The organism is Natronomonas sp. CBA1123, assembly GCF_009741925.1.
Classification (GTDB): Archaea; Halobacteriota; Halobacteria; order Halobacteriales; family Haloarculaceae; genus Natronomonas.
Genome location: NZ_WPCC01000055.1, coordinates 1 through 16,436, shown reverse-complemented (window position 1 = coordinate 16,436; position 16,436 = coordinate 1). Strand labels below are relative to the sequence as shown.

The window sequence follows — 16,436 nt, the reverse complement described above, 5'->3', positions numbered from 1 at the left end:
CTCCTCCGTCGGTGGCCGCCCCCGACGCCTCCGCGGCCATCCTCGTCGTGACGCTCGTCGTCACGGCCGCGGTGTGGGCCGGTCTTCGGCGCGTCGCCACCGTCGAGGCGACCGGCTCGGTCGGCGTTCTCGTCGTCTTCGCCCACGCTCTCGACGGCATCTCGACGGCGGTCGGCTACGACCGCCTCGGGTTCGGCGAACAGACGCCGCTGTCGCGAATCATCATCCACGCCGGCGAGGCGCTACCGACAGCCGAACTCATCGGTGCCGGCTGGCTGTTCGTCGTCGTGAAACTCCTGCTCGCGGCGGGCATCGTCGCGCTGTTCGAGGAGTACGTCCGCGAGGACCCGACCGAGGGGTATCTGCTTTTGGCGCTCATCACCGCCGTCGGACTCGGCCCGGGCGCACACAACCTCGTGTTGTTCGCGCTCGTCTGAACGGTCGCTGGGGAATTTATCACCGACCGGCCCGGAGTCGAGGGCATGCGAGTGGTCTGTGCGGGACACGTAAACTGGGACGTGACGTTTCACGTCGACCGGCTCCCCGGCCCCGACGAGGAGGCCAGCATTCACGAGCGGGCGGCGGCGGGCGGCGGCAGCGCGGCCAACGCGGCCGTCGCCTTCGCCGGGCTGTCGTGTGAGCCGCGACTGCTCGGCAGCGTTGGCGACGACGACTGCGGGGAGCGAGCGCTCGCCGAGTTGGAAGCCGCCGGCGTCGACACGCGCGTTCGGGTCGTCGAGGGGAGCGAAACGACCACGAAGTACGTCCTCGTCGAGGAGTCGGGGGAGGTCGCCGTCCTCGGAACCGACGGCGCGAACGAGGCGCTCGGCCCCGACGACGCGTCGCCCGAACTGCTCGACGGCGCCGACGCCCTCCACCTGACGAGCCAGCGACCCGATACGGCCGAACGGCTGGCGGAACTCGCCGTCGACGCCGGCGTTTTCGTCAGTTTCGACCCCGGGAGACGGCTTGCCGACTGCGACTACGGGGCCGTCCTCGACCGGTGTGACCTCCTCTTCGTCACCGACACCGAGGCCGCCCAAATCGATGCCGAGGGGATTCCGCAGGTGACGAAACGCGGCATCGACGGCGCCGTCCTCCGGTGTCCTGCCGGCACCTTCGAACATCCCGGATTCGACCTGCCCTCGGTCGACTCGACGGGCGCGGGCGATGCCTTCGCGGCCGGCTTTCTCACCGTTTGGCTCGACGACGACTCCCCCGAGCGCGCGCTGGCGGTCGCAAACGCCTGCGGCGCCATCGCGGCCAGCGAGCGCGGCCCGAAACCGGACCTCTCTTGGGAGCGCATCGAGGCGGTGATGGCATGATTTCGCCGTCAACGCTGGCAGTTCCCCTGCACGTTCCCGGGGAGGTTCCGCCGCCGTTGAGCATTCGTCTCGCCGTCGCCTTGCTCACGGGCCTGCTCGCCACCCTCGGAATGACCGTCGTAATGCGCCTGCAATCGTACGGCTACGTCCCCGCCTACGTCGCGGCGGGTGCGGTGTGGCAACGGCCTGCCGAGCGCGTCTCGTGGTCGGCGGCGAACGCCGTCCACCTCGCGGCAGGGATGCTCGCCGGCGTCGCCTTCGAGGTGCTTTTGGTCGGCTACGAAGGGCTCCGCGGCGCTGTCGGTATCCGAACCGAAATCGTCGTCGCCAACGTGACGACGGCGTCGGAACTCGCCATCGTCGCCGCCGTCGTCGCCTTCCTGTATGGGTTCTTCTCGTGGGTCGTCTTCCCCCGGTACGGCGGCGCCGCCTACGAGACGCGCCCGGGAACGGTCCGCCGACAGTGGGCCGTCTCGGCTGTCGTCTACGGCGGTTGTCTGTTCGCGGCTGTAACAGCCGCCTACAGGTTCCTGCCGGTATAGACCGGCGAAAGGGGTTTACGTTCCACAGCGCCTACTCGATGGCATGACCGTCGGCTACCTCTTCGACCTCGACAAGACGCTCGTCACCTACGAGCCGGAGGTTCCGGGCATCTTCCGGAACGCCTGCGCCGAGGTCGGCGTCGAGCCGACGCCCGAGGCCGTCGACACCCTCGCCCCGAGTTACGTCGAGACGTTCCTCGAGTTCGAGGAGAGCCCCTACGTCGGTGCCGCCCGCGCCGCCCGCGATGCCGGCATGGACATCGACCCCGAATCGTTCGCCGACACCTACGTCGACGCCGAAATCGAGGCGACACACGTTCCCGAAGGCGTCGGCGACCTTCTGGCGTCCCTCGACCGCGTCGGCGTCGTCACGAACGGTTACGGGCCAGTCCAGCGCCGGAAACTCGCCGAGAAGGGACTGGACGCCCACATCGACGCGCTGGTGTGTGCCGACGACGTGGAGGCGTTCAAACCCGACGACGCGCCGTTCGACGCCATCACCGACGCCGTCCCCGCCGACGACTACGTCATGGTCGGTGACAACGTGAACTACGACATCCAACCGGCCGCCGAACGGGGCTACCGGACGGTGTTCGTCGGCGATGCGGCCGACGCCGAGGGCCTCGCCGACCACCGCGTGTCGAACCCATCGGACCTCGCGAAGATGCCGACCCTGATGCGGCCCTGAGGAGCTGTCTTATTTTCCTCTTGCAGGGGGCATCGCCGTCGACTGTGGTTTTACATACGGGCTTTGCGTACTCCTCGTGAGGAATGGGGGTGCGGTTCCGGCCGTCGAAGAGACTTGAGGATACGGAGAGCGCCGGCTACGATAACCGGGCAATCGCGCCGGCAATCGGAATAATCCTACTTGTCGGTATTGTCCTTGTGCTCGCCGCCAGTACGGGCGCGTTCGTCCTCGACGACCGGAATCAACCCGAAGAATCATCGCCGGTGGCGGTCTTCGACTTCGAGTACCAGCCCGGTGATAGACGGTCGGGTGACGAACTCACAGTGACTCACGTTCGGGGTGATACGATAGCCGGCGAACGGCTCGACCTTCGGATTCGCAGCGCCAGATACCTCGATGAGCAGTACAATTACGAAGCGGACGCCTCGCGGAAGTCATCGACATCGTTCTTCGGGGTGGACTCCGTCGTCGCGGGTGAGTCGACTACGGTGACGACCGACGATTTCCAACGTGGCCTCGGAGTCGGATTCATCGGCAACCAGGACTTCGACCTCTCGCAGGCGGAGGTCTGTGTCGTCTGGCAGACGGACGGAAGCGGTCCGGAGACACTGACGTGCTGGCGTGGTCCCGATACGAAGGGGTTCGTCGAGTAGCCGCCGAGGCCGGCAGTCGACACGTCGCTGTGGCGACCCGATGCCGACCGACTTTTGACCGTCGGCGGTGACTCCGTCACATGGCAAAACAGCCGCATCTCCTCGTCGAGGACGGCGATGTCGCCGACATCGCGCTCGTCCCCGGCGACCCCGGCCGCGTCGACCGCATCGCCGATTTGTGTGACGACAGCGAAACCGTCGCCGAGAACCGCGAGTACAAGGTCGTAAACGCCACCTACGAGGGGCGGGACCTAACCATCTGCTCGACGGGAATCGGGTCGCCGTCGGCGGCAATTGCGGTGGAGGAACTCGCCGCCGTCGGCGTCGAGACGTTCATCCGGGTCGGCACCACCGGCGCGCTCCAGTCCGACATCGAAATCGGCGACATGGTCGTCGCCACCGGCGCCGCCAAAGACGAGGGAACGACGAAGCGCTACGAGGCCGTCGAAGTTCCGGCCGTCGCCGACTACGGGACGCTGTCGACGCTGGTCGAGTCGGCCGAGCGCCGACAGGCGCCGGTCCACGTCGGGCCCATCGCCACCGACGACGCCTTCTACGCCGAAACCCAAACCTACGTCGAGGCGTGGAACGACGCCGGCCTGCTGTGTGTCGAGATGGAGGCCGCCGCGCTGTTCACGCTGGCCCGCCGGAAGGGGCTGGCCGCCGGGGCCATCTGTACCGTCGACGGCAACCTCGTCGAGGGTACCCAGAAGGGCGAAACCGACGACGAGGAACTGCCCGAGAAGGCAAAGGACAACGTCGGCCGGGCCATCCGCATCGCGCTGGACGCCGTCACCGAGTTGTAGCGTCGGTTGGGTTTCGTCGAGCCTCCGAGCGCTCGAACCCGCGATGGAAACGCCTTTCCGGTTTCACGAATTCGGTTCCGGTAATGACCAGCGTCAAGGAGTTCCGCGTCGAGGAGCCCGCGAGTGCCGACTCGCTCGGGCGCGGTGCCTTCGTCTTCACCGACGACTACTCGGTGTTCGACTGGGGGAAGATGCCCGATTCGATTCCGAACAAGGGCGCGTCGCTGTGTGCGATGGGTGCGGCGAACTTCGAGTTACTCGAATCCGCGGGCATTCCGACCCACTACCGCGGCGTCGTCAACGGGGCCGACGTGGTGCCACTCGGGGATGTCGTCACCCCGCCTCGGGAGATGGCCATCGATTTGACACAGGTGCCGGACCTCCCCCACGAAGGGCGGGAGTACGACTACACGGCATTCCACGAGGCCGCCGGCGAGAACTACCTGATTCCGCTGGAAATCGTCTTCCGGAACACGGTGCCGGTGGGGTCGTCGCTGCGCGGCCGTGCCGCTCCCGAGGAGTTCGGCCTCGATTACGCCGAGTGGCCCGACGAGCCGGTCGACCTTCCGGAGCCGGTCGTCGAGTTCTCGACGAAGTACGAGGAGTCCGACCGCTATCTCACCCGGGACAACGCCGACTACATCGCCGGGAAGGCAGACGTAGACGGCCTCGAAGCCATCGCCCGGGAGGTCAACGACCTCGTGACCGAGCAGGCTGCGGAGGCGGGACTGAAACACGAGGACGGCAAAATCGAGTGTCTGTACTTCGACGGCGAGATTCGCGTCGCCGACGTGGTCGGCACGTTCGACGAGAACCGCTTTTCCTTCGAGGGCCAACAGCTCTCGAAGGAGGTCGTCCGCCAGTACCACAAGCGGACCCAACCGGAGTGGGTCGAGGCCGTCGACGCGGCCAAGGCGGAGGCGAAAGCCGAGGGCGTCGCCGACTGGCGCGAGCTGTGTGAACGCGACCCCGAACCGCTTTCGGGCCACGTCGTCGACGCGGTCCGGGACATGTACACCGCCGGCACGAACGCCTACATCGGCCGAGAACTGTTCGACGCGCCGTCGCTGTCGGAGGCCGTCGAGACGATTCGGTCGCTCTGAGGCCGCTGAAACTCCAATCGCGGAAAACCCACGAGGTTTTTATTCTCCGACGCAGAACCGCCGGCTATGTTCCCCCTACAGACGATTTCGGACCCGGCGATGGCGGTGGTCGTCCTGAGTGTCGTCATGACGCTCGTGGTCATCTTTAGCTTCATTTGGGCGTACGGAAAGATTCGCGAACCGCCGGAAGAAATCGAGGACAACGAAAGCGGCAACGGTCACGGCGCCTGACGCCGTCGCTACAACTCGCGGGTTTGTGACGTCGAAAGGGACAGACGCGGAGTCGACGGGCTGGCGCCCGCGGCCCGGTTGTGTCGATGCCCACGGTGTCACCGGTGCCGTCCGCTGCGCGAGCGTCGGACCACTCGACCGACTCGCGCTGTCGTTTTAGGCGAACCTAAAACACAAAAAGCTATCGACTTCTCTACTCCTCGCTTCGGGAGACGACGCTGCCGAGGCCGTCGACGGGGCGGTCGGCCAGCAGGTCGTCGACCGCTCCCGGGAGCCCGAACTGATAGCCTTCGGCGTCGACATCGTCGCGTAGCTCCGTCCGGCCGTGATACACCGAGATGGCGCTGTCGAGGTGCAACTGCACCGCTTCCAGCAGGGCCTCGGCTTCCAGCGGCTGGCCGCGTCGCTCGATTTCATCGACGCTGGCGCCCGCGGGAACGTTGAACGCTCGCTGGGTGATGATTGGCCCCTGGTCTAAGTCCGTCGTCACGTAGTGGGCGGTCACGCCGGCGATGCGGACGCCCTCCTCCCGGGCTTGGCGGTAGGCTTCGGCGCCCGGAAACGCCGGGAGAAGCGAGGGGTGGATGTTGATGATGCGGTCCTCGTACCGGAAGACGACGTTGGGGCTGAGGATGCGCATGTACCGGGCCAACACGATGAGGTCGGTGTCGTACTCCGCCAGGATGTCGAGCAGTTCGGCCTCGTCGGGGTTGCCCTTCTCGTCGCCGATGTCGTGGAAGTCGACACCGTAGTGGTCGGCCAGCGGTTCGAGGTCGTCGTGGTTGCCGACGATGACGCTGATTTCGGCGCCCAGCTTCCCGTCGGCCCACGCCTCGAACAGCGCCTCCAGACAGTGAGACTCCTTCGTCACGAGCACCGCGATGGTCCTCGTTTCGCGGTCGGCCGGGAACCGCACCTGGATGTCCATATCGAGGTCGTCGCCGAGGTCGTGGAGCGCCTCGCGGAGTTCCTCTTTTTCGGTCGTCATCTCGGCGGTGTCGACGTGCATCGTCATCCGGAAGACCCCGTCCCGGACCGCCTGGTCGAGGTCCTCGATGTTGATGTCCCGTTCGAACAGCAGCGTCGTCACGCGGGCGATGAGTCCGGTCTTGTCGTCGCCGACGACCGTAATCTCGGTGTACTCGCGGGTCACGGGCGACACCTCGGCGTGGTGGCGGCAGTCATACTACCGCCTGAGGGGCGGGTTCTCAAAAGGGCGACGTTCCGCGCTCCGGGCCGTCTGTTTTTATACAAAGACGATACATCTCTAACCGATGGAGTTCGATAACGGCGTTCTCCGAATCGACAAGGAGCTTTCGGCACTCGACGAGTTCGTCATCGACATCGTCGATATTATGGACGAGCTAGGTGTGGGGTACGTCGTCGTCAGTGGGTACGTCGCGATTCTGACTGGTCGGTCTCGGGCGACGGAGGATATCGATACCGTCATCGAACCATTATCCGAAGCACGGACGGAGCAACTGGCGAGGCGTCTGGACGAAGCGGGCTACTGGGGTGCGACGATGTCGCTGGACGACCTCTACGAGATGCTCTCTGACGGTATGCGGATGCGAGTCGCCGAACGAGACAGAATGACACCGAACTTCGAACTCTGGTTCCCGAAAAACGAGTACGACCGTCGTGCTCTTGATGACCCACTCGTCGCCGATGTCGCCGGACACGAACTCAATATCAGTCCGCCAGAGCAGCAGATCGCGTACAAGCTCTTCCTTGGCACCGAGAAGGACTTCGAGGACGCCCTCCACTTGTATACGGTGTTTCGGGAACAGCTTGATATCGACACGCTCGAAACATACACCGAGGAACTGGAGGTTACTGACCGCTATGCCGAACTTAGAAGAACTTAGAGAACAGCAGCGTGCGAACGTCCAACAGCGTCGGGAGTTCGTCAAGCAGTGGGCAGAGTACGTAAAGCACCACTCCGACGAGGAGTGGTCCTCCGAGGTCAACGACGTTATCGATTCGCAGTATCCGGCCCCCGACTCCCGATGAACGGTGTTTGATACACGAACGTGCATACCAGTTCGGATACACAACCGTTTTCACGCACGAACACGCCCCTTCGCGTATGACCGCCTACACCGCGACCGTCACCGTCCGGCTGAAGCGGGGCGTCCTCGACCCCGAGGCCGAAACGACCCAACAGGCACTGGAACGCCTCGGGTTCGAACTGGAGGACCTCCGGTCTGCCGACCGCTTCGAGGTCGACCTCGACGCCGCCGATGCCGCCGACGCCGAGGCCCGCGCCACCGAGATGGCCGAACGCCTGCTGGCGAACCCGACCATCCACGACTACACGGTCGAGGTCGCCGAAGCATAACTCGATGACCGTCTCTCTCAATCCGATGGCGACGCTCTGCTCCCACACGAGGTGGTCGCTGTGACCGTCGCCATCGTCCGCTTCGGCGGGTCGAACTGCGACCGCGACGCCCTCCGTGCGCTGGAGCATCTCGGCATCGACGCCGAAATCGTCTGGCACGACGACGGTCTCCCGGCGGACGCCTCGGGGGTCGTCATTCCCGGTGGGTTCTCCTACGGCGACTACCTCCGGGCCGGTGCGATGGCCGCCCGAGCGCCCATCATGGACGAAATTCGAGCGGCGGCCGAGGAGGGAACGCCCGTCCTCGGCGTCTGCAACGGCGCCCAAATCGGCTCCGAGGGTGGGTTGACGCCCGGCGCGTTCACGACCAATCGGAGCGCACGCTTCCAGTGTGAACCCGTCCACCTGCGCGTCGAGAACGCCGAGACACCGTGGACCGAGGCCTTCGAAGAAGGCGATGTTATCGAGGTGCCAATCGCCCACGGGGAGGGTCGTTTCGAACTCCCCGACGACCACCTCGAAACGCTGAACGACGAGGACCGGGTGCTGTTCCGGTACTGCGACGCCGACGGCAACGTCACCGACGAGGCCAATCCGAACGGGTCGAAAGAGAACGTCGCTGGCGTCCTCGGCGCCGACGACAACGTCGCCGTGTTGATGCCCCACCCCGAGCGGGCGTCGCTGCCCGACATCGGCCCGACTGACGGACAGGGCGTCCTTCTCGGCTTTCAGTAACTACCGAACCAGCGGCTGGTTGTACGTCGTCTCCTCGCGCATCACGTACTCCCAGGTCGCCTCACACTCACAGGACACTTCCTCGAACACTGAGGGGTCCTGTCTGAGGTCGAAATCCTTGATGGCGCGCTGAACGAGGTCGTCGCACTCCCCGCAGTTGTGCGGGCCGCGGTCCGACCCGTGACCGACCGGGTCGGAGACGACGATGGCGTCCACATCCGCGGTCGACTCCAGCACCTCACACACCGACCACAGCCACGGCGGCCGGTAGCCGCCGTCGTGGAACAGCTCCTCGACCATGGTGTAGCGCTGGACGTTACAGGGGTTCATCGAGACGGTGTGACAGCCCTCGACGGCGGCACAGCGCCGAATCGAGCGTTTCATGTCCTCGACGGCGTCGGGTTCTGCGAGGAACGGCGGCTTCATCAGGAGATACGCTTTCACGCCCGCTTCCGCTGCTCGCGCTTCCTCGCAGGCGTCCTCGAACTCCGAGAAGTCGAAGTACTTGTTGACGGCGTCGTGGCGGACGCGGTCGGTCGCGGTTTCGAGGCCGACAGCCACGTCGGTTTCTAACCCCTGTTCGGTGAAATCACCCAACTTCTCGCGGTCGACGAAATCGGGGAGGGACTCGACGACGATGCGGTCGCGGTCGCCGAACGTTTCGGCGATAGCGCGGCGGGTCTCGGCGGGCACTTCCCGCTCGTCGAGGAACGACCCGGAAGTGTAGATTTTGATGAGGTCCGCCGTTTCATCCTCGGCGTTTTCGGCCTCGTGGTCCAGACAGTGCTGGATTTGGGTCATCAGGTTCTCGTGGCCGACGCTGCCGCCCTCGACGCTTTCGGCGACGTAGCCACACATCGTACACCCACCGGCGCGTGCCCACCGACAGCCGCCGGTGTTGAGGATGATGGTGAGCGACTGGACGACGCCGTCGGGGGTGTTGTCCTCGTCGAGCCACACCCGCGTCGGCTCGGTGGGGTCGTACGTCGCGTCGTTGCGACCCCGAATCTCCCGCATCACCTCGTTGTGTGCGTCCATCCCCCGACCTTGCTCGTGTGCGTCGGGACTCGGCTGACTCATTGGCGGGCGTAGCGACGCGCGCCTAAAGCGGTGTCGTCTGTGGCGCGGGGCTACCGCTCGGCACCGAACCACGGCGCGACCAGCCACCACAGCGCCGCCCCGACGGTCGCGCCGCCGGCGTTGACGAGCGCGTCGAAGCCGCTCATCGTCCGATAGGCGAGGAAGCTCTGGACGACTTCGACGCCGGCACCGTACAGCACCGAGACGCCGGCGGCGACGAGAAGCGCCCGGCGGTCGGCGGCCAACAGCGCGTAGCCGACCGCGCCCGCAAAGCCCGCGTAAGCGAGGACGTGGAGATACACCGTCACGCCGACGCCGAACAGCGTCGTCGGCGCGCCCTCGCCGGGGTTCAGAACCGAGGCATAGAGGATGACGGCAGCACACGCGAGGACGCCGACGTACCGCAGCGACCGCGGCGCGGGAGGCAACGAAGTGGGCACGGCCGTAGGTGTCCGGCCCCGGACTTCAACGGTGCGGTCCGACTCAAAAGGGCAGCGGCGTGCCGAAGTAGGCGGCGGTCAGGCGGACGCCGAGATACACCGCGAGGACGCCGACGACCGTGAGAGACCCGCTCCGGCCGGCATAACGCAGTGTCACGTCGTCCGTACCGGCGTCGATAACCCGGTCGGCGTCGAGCGTTCCGCCCGTATCGACCTCGCCGAGGACGGTCAGTTCTCGACCCTCGGCGGCGACGGCCTCCTCGTATCTGTATCGGTCGCCGCCGATGGACGACCGGAGGTTCGAGCCTATCTCGCCGGGTTGGATGTCGTCGGCGTCGTACACCTGCCTGCGGCCGCCGTACAACTCGATGTGCGCTCCTCGTGGGTCGACGGTCACCGCCCCCGTGCCGTCGTCGAGAGCGAAGGGAACCCCGCCGGAGCCGACCTGGTCGGTCTGCCAGCCGACGTCGCGGTCCTCCCAGCCGAGTTCGAGCGACCACGTCCAACAAGCCGCCTCCCGGCCGAACACGGGCGACGTTCCGGGTGTCTCTTCGACGAGTCCCGTAACTGCGATTCGTTTCGTGCCCGCCTGACGGACGATATCATCGGTGTTGGCCGCCTTCGCACGGACCAGTCGGAGGACGACGAGGCCGTTGTCGACGGCGACGGCGAGGGCGCCACAGCCGACGACGAGCGGGGCGACGTGTACCAACAGGGCGAAGGCATCACCCCGGCCGCCGAACCCCTCCGGCAGCGAGCCGTACAGAGCGATGATGCCGGCGGCAATGATGCCGAGGAACCCCGCGGTCATGTACCACGTCGTCGGCGTGCCGGTCCGCTGTTCGATGGGGTCGCCGCTGGACTCGGCGTCGTAGTATCCCGCGGCGGCGAACACCGCGACGAACAGGAGGACGACACCGAACACGTACCACTCCACCAGCGCGGCCATACCCACCGTCGGACTCCGACTGACAAAATACTCCCCCGGAAACGCCGTCCGGAACCACAGTATGTAATAGGCGTAACCGATTGTGGTTATGTCCTCGTGGCAAGTATTACACCGGTTGCGAACTACTAGCAAGTGTAACACGTTACTATGACAGATTTAGGCGGATTCCACGACAACGTAGCTCGGGTCGACCTCTCGGAGGGGAGCGTCGACTACGAGAGCATCGACCAAGAGGACGCAGAGAAGTACATCGGCGCACGCGGACTGGGTGTCAAGTACGTCTTCGAACAGGGACCGGACGTCGACCCCGAAGGTCCGGAGAACCTGCTTGCGTTCATGAACGGCCCGCTGACGGGCACGCAGGTGACGATGAGCGGCCGCATCGCCATCTGTACCAAATCACCGCTGACGGGTACGGTCACGGACTCCCACCACGGCGGGTGGTCCGGCGCCCGTCTCAAATGGGCCGGCTTCGACGGCCTGCTGTTCGAGGGGAAGGCCGACTCGCCCGTATACGCCGTCGTCGAGGACGGCGAGGTCGAACTCCGGGACGCCTCTCATCTCTGGGGCTGGGGCGTCCACGAAACGATGGATGAACTCGAAGACGAGGTCGAGGGGTCCTACGGCAAGAACCTCTCGACGATGGCCATCGGGCAGGCCGGCGAGAACGGCGTCAAGTACGCCTGCATCATGAACGAGGACGACCGGGCCTCCGGTCGCGGTGGCACCGGCTGTGTGATGGGGTCGAAGAACCTCAAAGCGGTCGTCGTCAAGTCCTCGACGAAGATGCCGAAACCGGCCGACCCCGAGACGTTCAAGAAGGGCCACAAACAGGCCATGGAGGCCATCACCGAATCCGACGTGACCGCGCCCAACGAGGGTGGCCTCTCGCTGTACGGGACGAACGTCCTGATGAACGCCACCGAGGAGATGTCCGGCCTGCCGTCGAAGAACGGCAAGTACACCTCGACAGCCGACGCCCGAAACGACGGCTACGGCGGCGAAGACTTCGATTCCGAGAAGGTCTCCGGGGAGAACGTCCGGGAGAACATCCTCGTCGACGAACCGACGTGTCACTCCTGTCCGGTCGCCTGCAAGAAGGAAGTCGAGGTCGACGTGATGCACAAAGGCGAGGAGCTGAACGTCCGCACCGAGTCCTACGAGTACGAATCGGCGTGGGCACTCGGGCCGAACTCCGGTCACACCGAGCGCGACGAAATCGCGCTGATGCTCCAGCGCTGTAACGACTACGGCATGGACACCATCGAGACGGGCAACATGATGGCGATGGCGATGGAGATGTCCGAGGAGGACAAACTCGACGACCTCGAAACCATCGACTGGGGCGACTCCGAGGCCATCGTCGAGATGATTGGCCGCATCGCCGAGCGCGAGGAAGGCCTGCCGGACCTGCTTGCCGAGGGACCGCGCCGTGTCGCCGAGCGTCGGGACGCCCACGACAACACCCTCGCCGTGAAGGGTCAGACGATGGCCGCCTACGACCCGCGCTGTATGAAGGGGATGGCTATCGCGTACGCCACCTCGAACCGCGGTGCGTGTCACCTGCGCGGCTACACGCCGGCCGCGGAGATTCTGGGGATTCCCGAGAAGGTCGACCCCGTCGAGTGGGAAGGCAAAGGCGAGTTGACGGTGCTGTTCCAGGACATGCACTCGATTTCGGATTCGTTCGATATCTGCAAGTTCAACGCCTTCGCGGAGGGCATCGAGGAGTACGTCATGCAGTACAACGGCATGACGGGTCTCGATGTCGGCGAAGAGGAGTTGATGCAGGCCGGCGAGCGCATCTACACCCTCGAACGGTACTACAACAACCTCAACGGCTTCGACGGGTCCGACGACGACCTGCCGGGCCGGTTCGTCGAGGGCCACGAGGACGCCGTCCCCGGACAGGGTGGCGTCGAGGGCAGCCTCGTCGAACTCGACGAGCTGAAAGAGGAGTACTACGAGGTTCGCGGCTGGGTCGACGGCGTCGTCCCGGACGAGAAACTCGAGGAGTTGGGCATCGACATCGGGCCGGGAACCGGTGTGTCGACCGGCGATTCGGCCGCTCCCGCCGACGACTAACCCCGAGATTCGTTCTTTCTTTTGCTGTGTGAGCAGCCGTCGGCTCGTTCACCGAGGCCAAGCCGAGGGGTTCAAGTACGCGGCAGGGCACCGATAGGGTATGAAGAGCCACGCGCGGTCCACGAAGAAACGGACGGGCGGCCGACGCCGCGCCGTTCGCAAGAAGCGCAAACACGAGATGGGTTCCTCCCCGACGGAGACCCGTGTCGGTGAGGAGAAACTGAAGGTCGCCGAGACCCACGGTGGGAACACGAAGGTTCGCGCCATCGCCAAGACCGTCGCCAGCGTCGCCACCGACGACGGCGCCGTCGCTGCCGACATCGAGGACGTCGTCGAGAACCCCTCGAACCCCAACTACGTCCGACGGAACATCATCACGAAGGGCGCCATCATCGAGACCTCCGAGGGACGCGCCCGCGTCACCTCCCGACCCGGCCAGGACGGTCAGGTCAACGCCGTTCTCGTCGAGTAGCGACCGAACGCTTCTTTCCGGCTACGCCAACTCCCGGAGTCGCGACTTCACCATCCCCGACAGCGCACGGAGTTTCGAGGGCTGGCGGATGCGGTCCATCTCCGCGTCGCTGAGTTCGAAGTCGAACACGTCGAGGTTCGCTTCGAGGTGGTCGCGACTCGTCGCCTTCGGCACGGTGACGACGTTCGGCTGTTGGAGCAGCCAGCGAATCGCCACCTGTGCAGGCGATTTGTCGTGTCGTGTGCCGATGTCTTCGAGAATCGGGTCCTCGAGGACGCCGCCGTGAGCGAGCGGCGAGTACGCCGTCAACAGCACGTCGTGAATCCGGCAGTAATCGAGCAGTTCACCCTGGCTCCAGTAGGGGTTGTACTGGACCTGATTCGTGAGAATCCCGTGTTCGGAGAGTCTGCGGGCGTTGTCGAGGCCGTCGACGTCGAAGTTCGAGACGCCGAGGTGTCGAACCCGCCCCGAGTCGACGAGTTCGTTCATCGCGGCGAGGGTGTCCCGAAGCGGCGTGGTGATGTTTGGGTGGTGAATCAACAGCAAATCGACGTAGTCGGTGCCGAGTTTCGCGAGGCTCTCCTCGGTCGAGCGGAGCACGTCGTCGTAGCCCCGATTCTTCGTCTCCAGTTTCGTCGCGAGGAACACCTCGTCGCGGTCGACGTTGCTGTCCCGGAGGGCGTTGCCGACCTGCCGTTCGTTGCCGTAGGCCTGAGCGGTGTCGATGTGGCGATAGCCGACGTCGAGGGCGGTGTGGACCGCCTCTCGACAACTCTCGCCGGTGAGTCGCCACGTCCCGAGGCCGACGGCGGGGACGTCGACGCCCTGAACGGTCGTGAAATCCATACTGGTCGTACGGCCGCCGTGGTTGTATAGATGCGGCCCTCCGCGCACGCTCCGTAAGTGTGTGAAAATCACACGCATGCGCGGGGACGTACGGGGAGGATTAAGTGGGAGACATCACTCACACCAAACGACAACGACCAACACGAGGACCACCTATGCCAGAAGAATACGACTTACTCATCGTCGGCGGCGGAATCAGCGGGGCATCGTTGCTGTACACCGTCTCGAAGTTCACGGACGTAGAGCGCGTCGCGCTTCTCGAAAAGGAAGAGGACCTCGCGGCCATCAACTCCCATCACACCAACAACTCCCAGACGCTTCACTTCGGGGACATCGAGACCAACTACACCCTCAAGAAGGCCGAGGAAGTAAAGGAGGGCGCCGAGCTGCTCGCGGGGTATCTCGAGGCGGTCGACCCCGACCGGGAGATGTACAGCAAGCGGAGCAAGATGGTGCTGGCCGTCGGCGACGAGGAAGTCGAGGAACTCGAAGAGCGCTACTACGAGGAGGGCTTCGGCGACCTCTATCCGAAACTGCGAGCCATCGGCCGCGAGGAAATCGGTGACCTCGAACCGGCCGTCGTCGAGGGTCGGGACCCCGACAAGGAGATGCTCGCCCTCCAGACGCCGGACGGCTACACCGTCGACTACGGACAGACGACGAAGTCGTTCGTCGAGGCCGCCCGCGAGGAGGCCGGCGTCGACGTCTACACCGGCACCGAAGTCGAGGACATCAACGAGACCGACGAGGGCTTCCTCGTCGAGACCGACGACGGCTGGTTCGAATCCGAGGCGACGGTCGTCGCCGCCGGGTCTCACAGCCTCCAGTTCGCCCAGGAGATGGGCTACGGCGAACACCTCTCGCTTCTGCCGGTCGCGGGGAGTTTCTTCCTCGCCGACGACCTCCTGAACGGGAAAGTGTACACTCTCCAGATGAAGAAACTGCCCTTCGCCGCGGTCCACGGCGACGCCGACGTTCACGACGACGGCGTCACGCGGTTCGGCCCGACGGCGAAGTTGGTGCCGACGCTGGAGCGGGGTCGGTTCTCGACGGTGGGCGATTTCTTCGACGTGTTCGGGCTTCGCCTCGCCTCCGTGTTGAGTTACGCGAACATCCTTTCGGACCGCGTCCTGTTGCCGTACGTGCTCCGGAACCTCGTCTACGACATCCCGGAGGTCGGCAAGCGGGCGTTCCTGCCGAACGTCCAGAAGGTCGTCCCCGGCGTCGAACTCGACGACATCGAACGCGCTGAGGGTTACGGCGGCGTCCGCCCGCAAATCGTCGACACCGAGCGGAAGTCCCTCGACATGGGCGAGGCGAAACTCGTCGAGGAGGACATCATCTTCAACATCACGCCCTCGCCGGGTGCCTCGACGTGTCTGAAGAACGCGATGCGTGACACCGAACAGGTCGTCGAGTTCCTCGACGGCGACTACACCTTCGACGAGGAAGCGTTCCGGGCGGCGACTATCGACAACTTCCCGCGGGCCGAGGCGGACGAAGAGGCCGAAGCCCACGCCGACGAGGCGGCCGCCGAGTCGACCGAGGAAGCGGAGACGGCCGACGCCGGCGCTGACAGCGACGACGAGGCGGGCCAGACGGCGGTTCCGTCCTCGACCGACGACTAGGGGAACTCCCGCAGGGAACCGAGCAGTTCTTCGAGCGGTTTCGTCGTCGTCGCCAGCGAGACGCCGTCGGCTTGCGCGAGTGCCGGGGCGTGTTCCCAGAGGTCCTCCTCATTGAGACCGTGAAGGACGACCGCCGACGGCGTCGGCGTGACCACCCGCAACGCGACCAGCGGCGACTCCCCGCGCGTGACGTTCGTGAACACGAGCGCGCGGTTCGTCGACTGGCCGTACAGGCGGTAGAACTCCTCGCTGGAGAGGCGTTTGATGGCTTCGACGCTGTTGATGACCGTGTGGCCGGCGACGGTGTCGGCCCGGCCGGCGACGACCTCCTCGGCGTCGATGGCGCCGTACAGTCGGTCGGTAGACACCGTGACGGGGTACTCCCGGAGGTCGTAGACGACATCGGATTCGAAGCCGGCGGAGATGACGCGGGCGTGTTGGCGGACGCGGTCGCCGCCGCGGCGCTCGTCGACGGCGAGCAGCCCTCGACGACTCGCCGAACGACGCCGATT

Annotated in this window: 20 protein-coding genes and 1 pseudogene; 15 read left to right on the top strand and 6 right to left on the bottom strand. The window is 65.4% G+C overall.

The annotated features are described in order from the left end of the window. The 8 genes from GJ631_RS16875 to GJ631_RS16840 form a co-directional block, all read left to right on the top strand. The coding region (locus GJ631_RS16875; protein ID WP_156710274.1) for a DUF63 family protein at positions 1 to 437 on the top strand (437 nt) is incomplete at its 5' end. Between the two features lie 45 nt (positions 438 to 482). Continuing rightward, a complete protein-coding gene (locus tag GJ631_RS16870; RefSeq protein ID WP_156710273.1) occupies positions 483 to 1,325 on the top strand; it encodes a carbohydrate kinase family protein in 843 nt (280 codons plus the stop codon). After that, positions 1,322 to 1,867 (top strand): hypothetical protein, encoded by a 546-nt coding sequence (locus tag GJ631_RS16865; RefSeq protein ID WP_156710272.1) that lies wholly within the window; start codon positions 1,322 to 1,324, stop codon positions 1,865 to 1,867. The genes GJ631_RS16870 and GJ631_RS16865 overlap by 4 nt, the downstream gene beginning before the upstream one ends. Positions 1,868 to 1,910: 43 nt before the next feature. After that, entirely contained in the window at positions 1,911 to 2,555 is a 645-nt protein-coding gene (locus GJ631_RS16860; protein WP_156710271.1) for an HAD family hydrolase, read from the top strand. Between the two features lie 83 nt (positions 2,556 to 2,638). Then, positions 2,639 to 3,208, top strand: a complete 570-nt coding sequence (locus GJ631_RS16855) for a type IV pilin N-terminal domain-containing protein (RefSeq protein WP_156710270.1) — start codon at positions 2,639 to 2,641, stop codon at positions 3,206 to 3,208. An 80-nt stretch (positions 3,209 to 3,288) separates the two neighbouring features. Next, entirely contained in the window at positions 3,289 to 4,014 is a 726-nt protein-coding gene (locus tag GJ631_RS16850; protein ID WP_156710269.1) for a nucleoside phosphorylase, read from the top strand. 83 nt (positions 4,015 to 4,097) lie between these two features. Then, positions 4,098 to 5,117 carry a phosphoribosylaminoimidazolesuccinocarboxamide synthase gene (locus tag GJ631_RS16845; RefSeq protein ID WP_156710268.1) on the top strand — a complete coding sequence of 340 codons (1,020 nt, stop codon included), beginning with the start codon at positions 4,098 to 4,100 and terminating at the stop codon, positions 5,115 to 5,117. Positions 5,118 to 5,183: 66 nt separating this feature from the next. After that, positions 5,184 to 5,348, top strand: coding sequence for a hypothetical protein (locus GJ631_RS16840; RefSeq protein WP_156710267.1), 165 nt, complete (start codon positions 5,184 to 5,186; stop codon positions 5,346 to 5,348). Positions 5,349 to 5,541: 193 nt separating this feature from the next. On the opposite strand, the gene GJ631_RS16835 is transcribed toward GJ631_RS16840, so the two are convergent. Beyond that, the gene (locus tag GJ631_RS16835) at positions 5,542 to 6,501 is read right to left on the bottom strand and encodes a formyltetrahydrofolate deformylase (protein WP_370518719.1); all 960 of its coding nucleotides are present in this window, start codon (positions 6,499 to 6,501) and stop codon (positions 5,542 to 5,544) included. Between the two features lie 121 nt (positions 6,502 to 6,622). Here GJ631_RS16835 and GJ631_RS16830 point away from each other — a divergent pair, with 121 nt between their 5' ends. The 4 genes from GJ631_RS16830 to purQ all read left to right on the top strand — a co-directional run bounded on the left by GJ631_RS16830 (position 6,623) and on the right by purQ (position 8,424). Further along, a complete protein-coding gene (locus GJ631_RS16830) occupies positions 6,623 to 7,216 on the top strand; it encodes a hypothetical protein (protein WP_156710266.1) in 594 nt (197 codons plus the stop codon). Then, complete coding sequence (locus GJ631_RS16825) at positions 7,194 to 7,361, top strand: hypothetical protein (RefSeq protein WP_156710265.1); 168 nt, start codon at positions 7,194 to 7,196, stop codon at positions 7,359 to 7,361. Before GJ631_RS16830 ends, GJ631_RS16825 begins: the two co-directional genes overlap by 23 nt. A gap of 76 nt (positions 7,362 to 7,437) precedes the next feature. Continuing rightward, the gene (gene purS, locus GJ631_RS16820) at positions 7,438 to 7,689 is read left to right on the top strand and encodes a phosphoribosylformylglycinamidine synthase subunit PurS (protein ID WP_156710264.1); all 252 of its coding nucleotides are present in this window, start codon (positions 7,438 to 7,440) and stop codon (positions 7,687 to 7,689) included. A gap of 60 nt (positions 7,690 to 7,749) precedes the next feature. Continuing rightward, a complete protein-coding gene (gene purQ / locus GJ631_RS16815; RefSeq protein ID WP_370518718.1) occupies positions 7,750 to 8,424 on the top strand; it encodes a phosphoribosylformylglycinamidine synthase I in 675 nt (224 codons plus the stop codon). On the opposite strand, the gene GJ631_RS16810 is transcribed toward purQ, so the two are convergent. Genes GJ631_RS16810 through GJ631_RS16800 form a run of 3 tightly spaced genes read right to left on the bottom strand, consistent with a single transcriptional unit; the run spans position 8,425 to position 10,893 of the window. Further along, positions 8,425 to 9,504: an archaeosine biosynthesis radical SAM protein RaSEA gene (locus GJ631_RS16810; RefSeq protein WP_156710262.1), complete on the bottom strand. Its 1,080-nt coding sequence runs from the start codon at positions 9,502 to 9,504 to the stop codon at positions 8,425 to 8,427. A gap of 50 nt (positions 9,505 to 9,554) precedes the next feature. After that, positions 9,555 to 9,944 carry a VanZ family protein gene (locus tag GJ631_RS19295; protein WP_156710261.1) on the bottom strand — a complete coding sequence of 130 codons (390 nt, stop codon included), beginning with the start codon at positions 9,942 to 9,944 and terminating at the stop codon, positions 9,555 to 9,557. 43 nt (positions 9,945 to 9,987) lie between these two features. After that, entirely contained in the window at positions 9,988 to 10,893 is a 906-nt protein-coding gene (locus GJ631_RS16800; RefSeq protein ID WP_156710260.1) for a GIDE domain-containing protein, read from the bottom strand. Positions 10,894 to 11,040: 147 nt separating this feature from the next. Between GJ631_RS16800 and GJ631_RS16795 the strand changes: the two genes are divergently transcribed. Then, a complete protein-coding gene (locus GJ631_RS16795; protein ID WP_156710259.1) occupies positions 11,041 to 12,978 on the top strand; it encodes an aldehyde ferredoxin oxidoreductase family protein in 1,938 nt (645 codons plus the stop codon). A 100-nt stretch (positions 12,979 to 13,078) separates the two neighbouring features. Continuing rightward, positions 13,079 to 13,450 carry a 30S ribosomal protein S8e gene (locus GJ631_RS16790; RefSeq protein ID WP_156710258.1) on the top strand — a complete coding sequence of 124 codons (372 nt, stop codon included), beginning with the start codon at positions 13,079 to 13,081 and terminating at the stop codon, positions 13,448 to 13,450. Positions 13,451 to 13,471: 21 nt separating this feature from the next. Here GJ631_RS16790 and GJ631_RS16785 read toward each other — a convergent pair whose 3' ends face one another. Then, on the bottom strand, positions 13,472 to 14,296 hold the full coding sequence (locus GJ631_RS16785) for an aldo/keto reductase (RefSeq protein ID WP_156710257.1): 825 nt from the start codon (positions 14,294 to 14,296) through the stop codon (positions 13,472 to 13,474). 155 nt (positions 14,297 to 14,451) lie between these two features. On the opposite strand from GJ631_RS16785, the gene GJ631_RS16780 reads away from it, so the two are divergent. Further along, positions 14,452 to 15,924, top strand: coding sequence for an FAD-dependent oxidoreductase (locus tag GJ631_RS16780; protein ID WP_156710256.1), 1,473 nt, complete (start codon positions 14,452 to 14,454; stop codon positions 15,922 to 15,924). Here the strand turns inward: GJ631_RS16780 and GJ631_RS16775 are convergent. Beyond that, positions 15,921 to 16,436: pseudogene (locus GJ631_RS16775) on the bottom strand (transcriptional regulator); the annotation flags it as partial. The gene GJ631_RS16780 and the pseudogene GJ631_RS16775 sit on opposite strands and share 4 nt — an antisense overlap.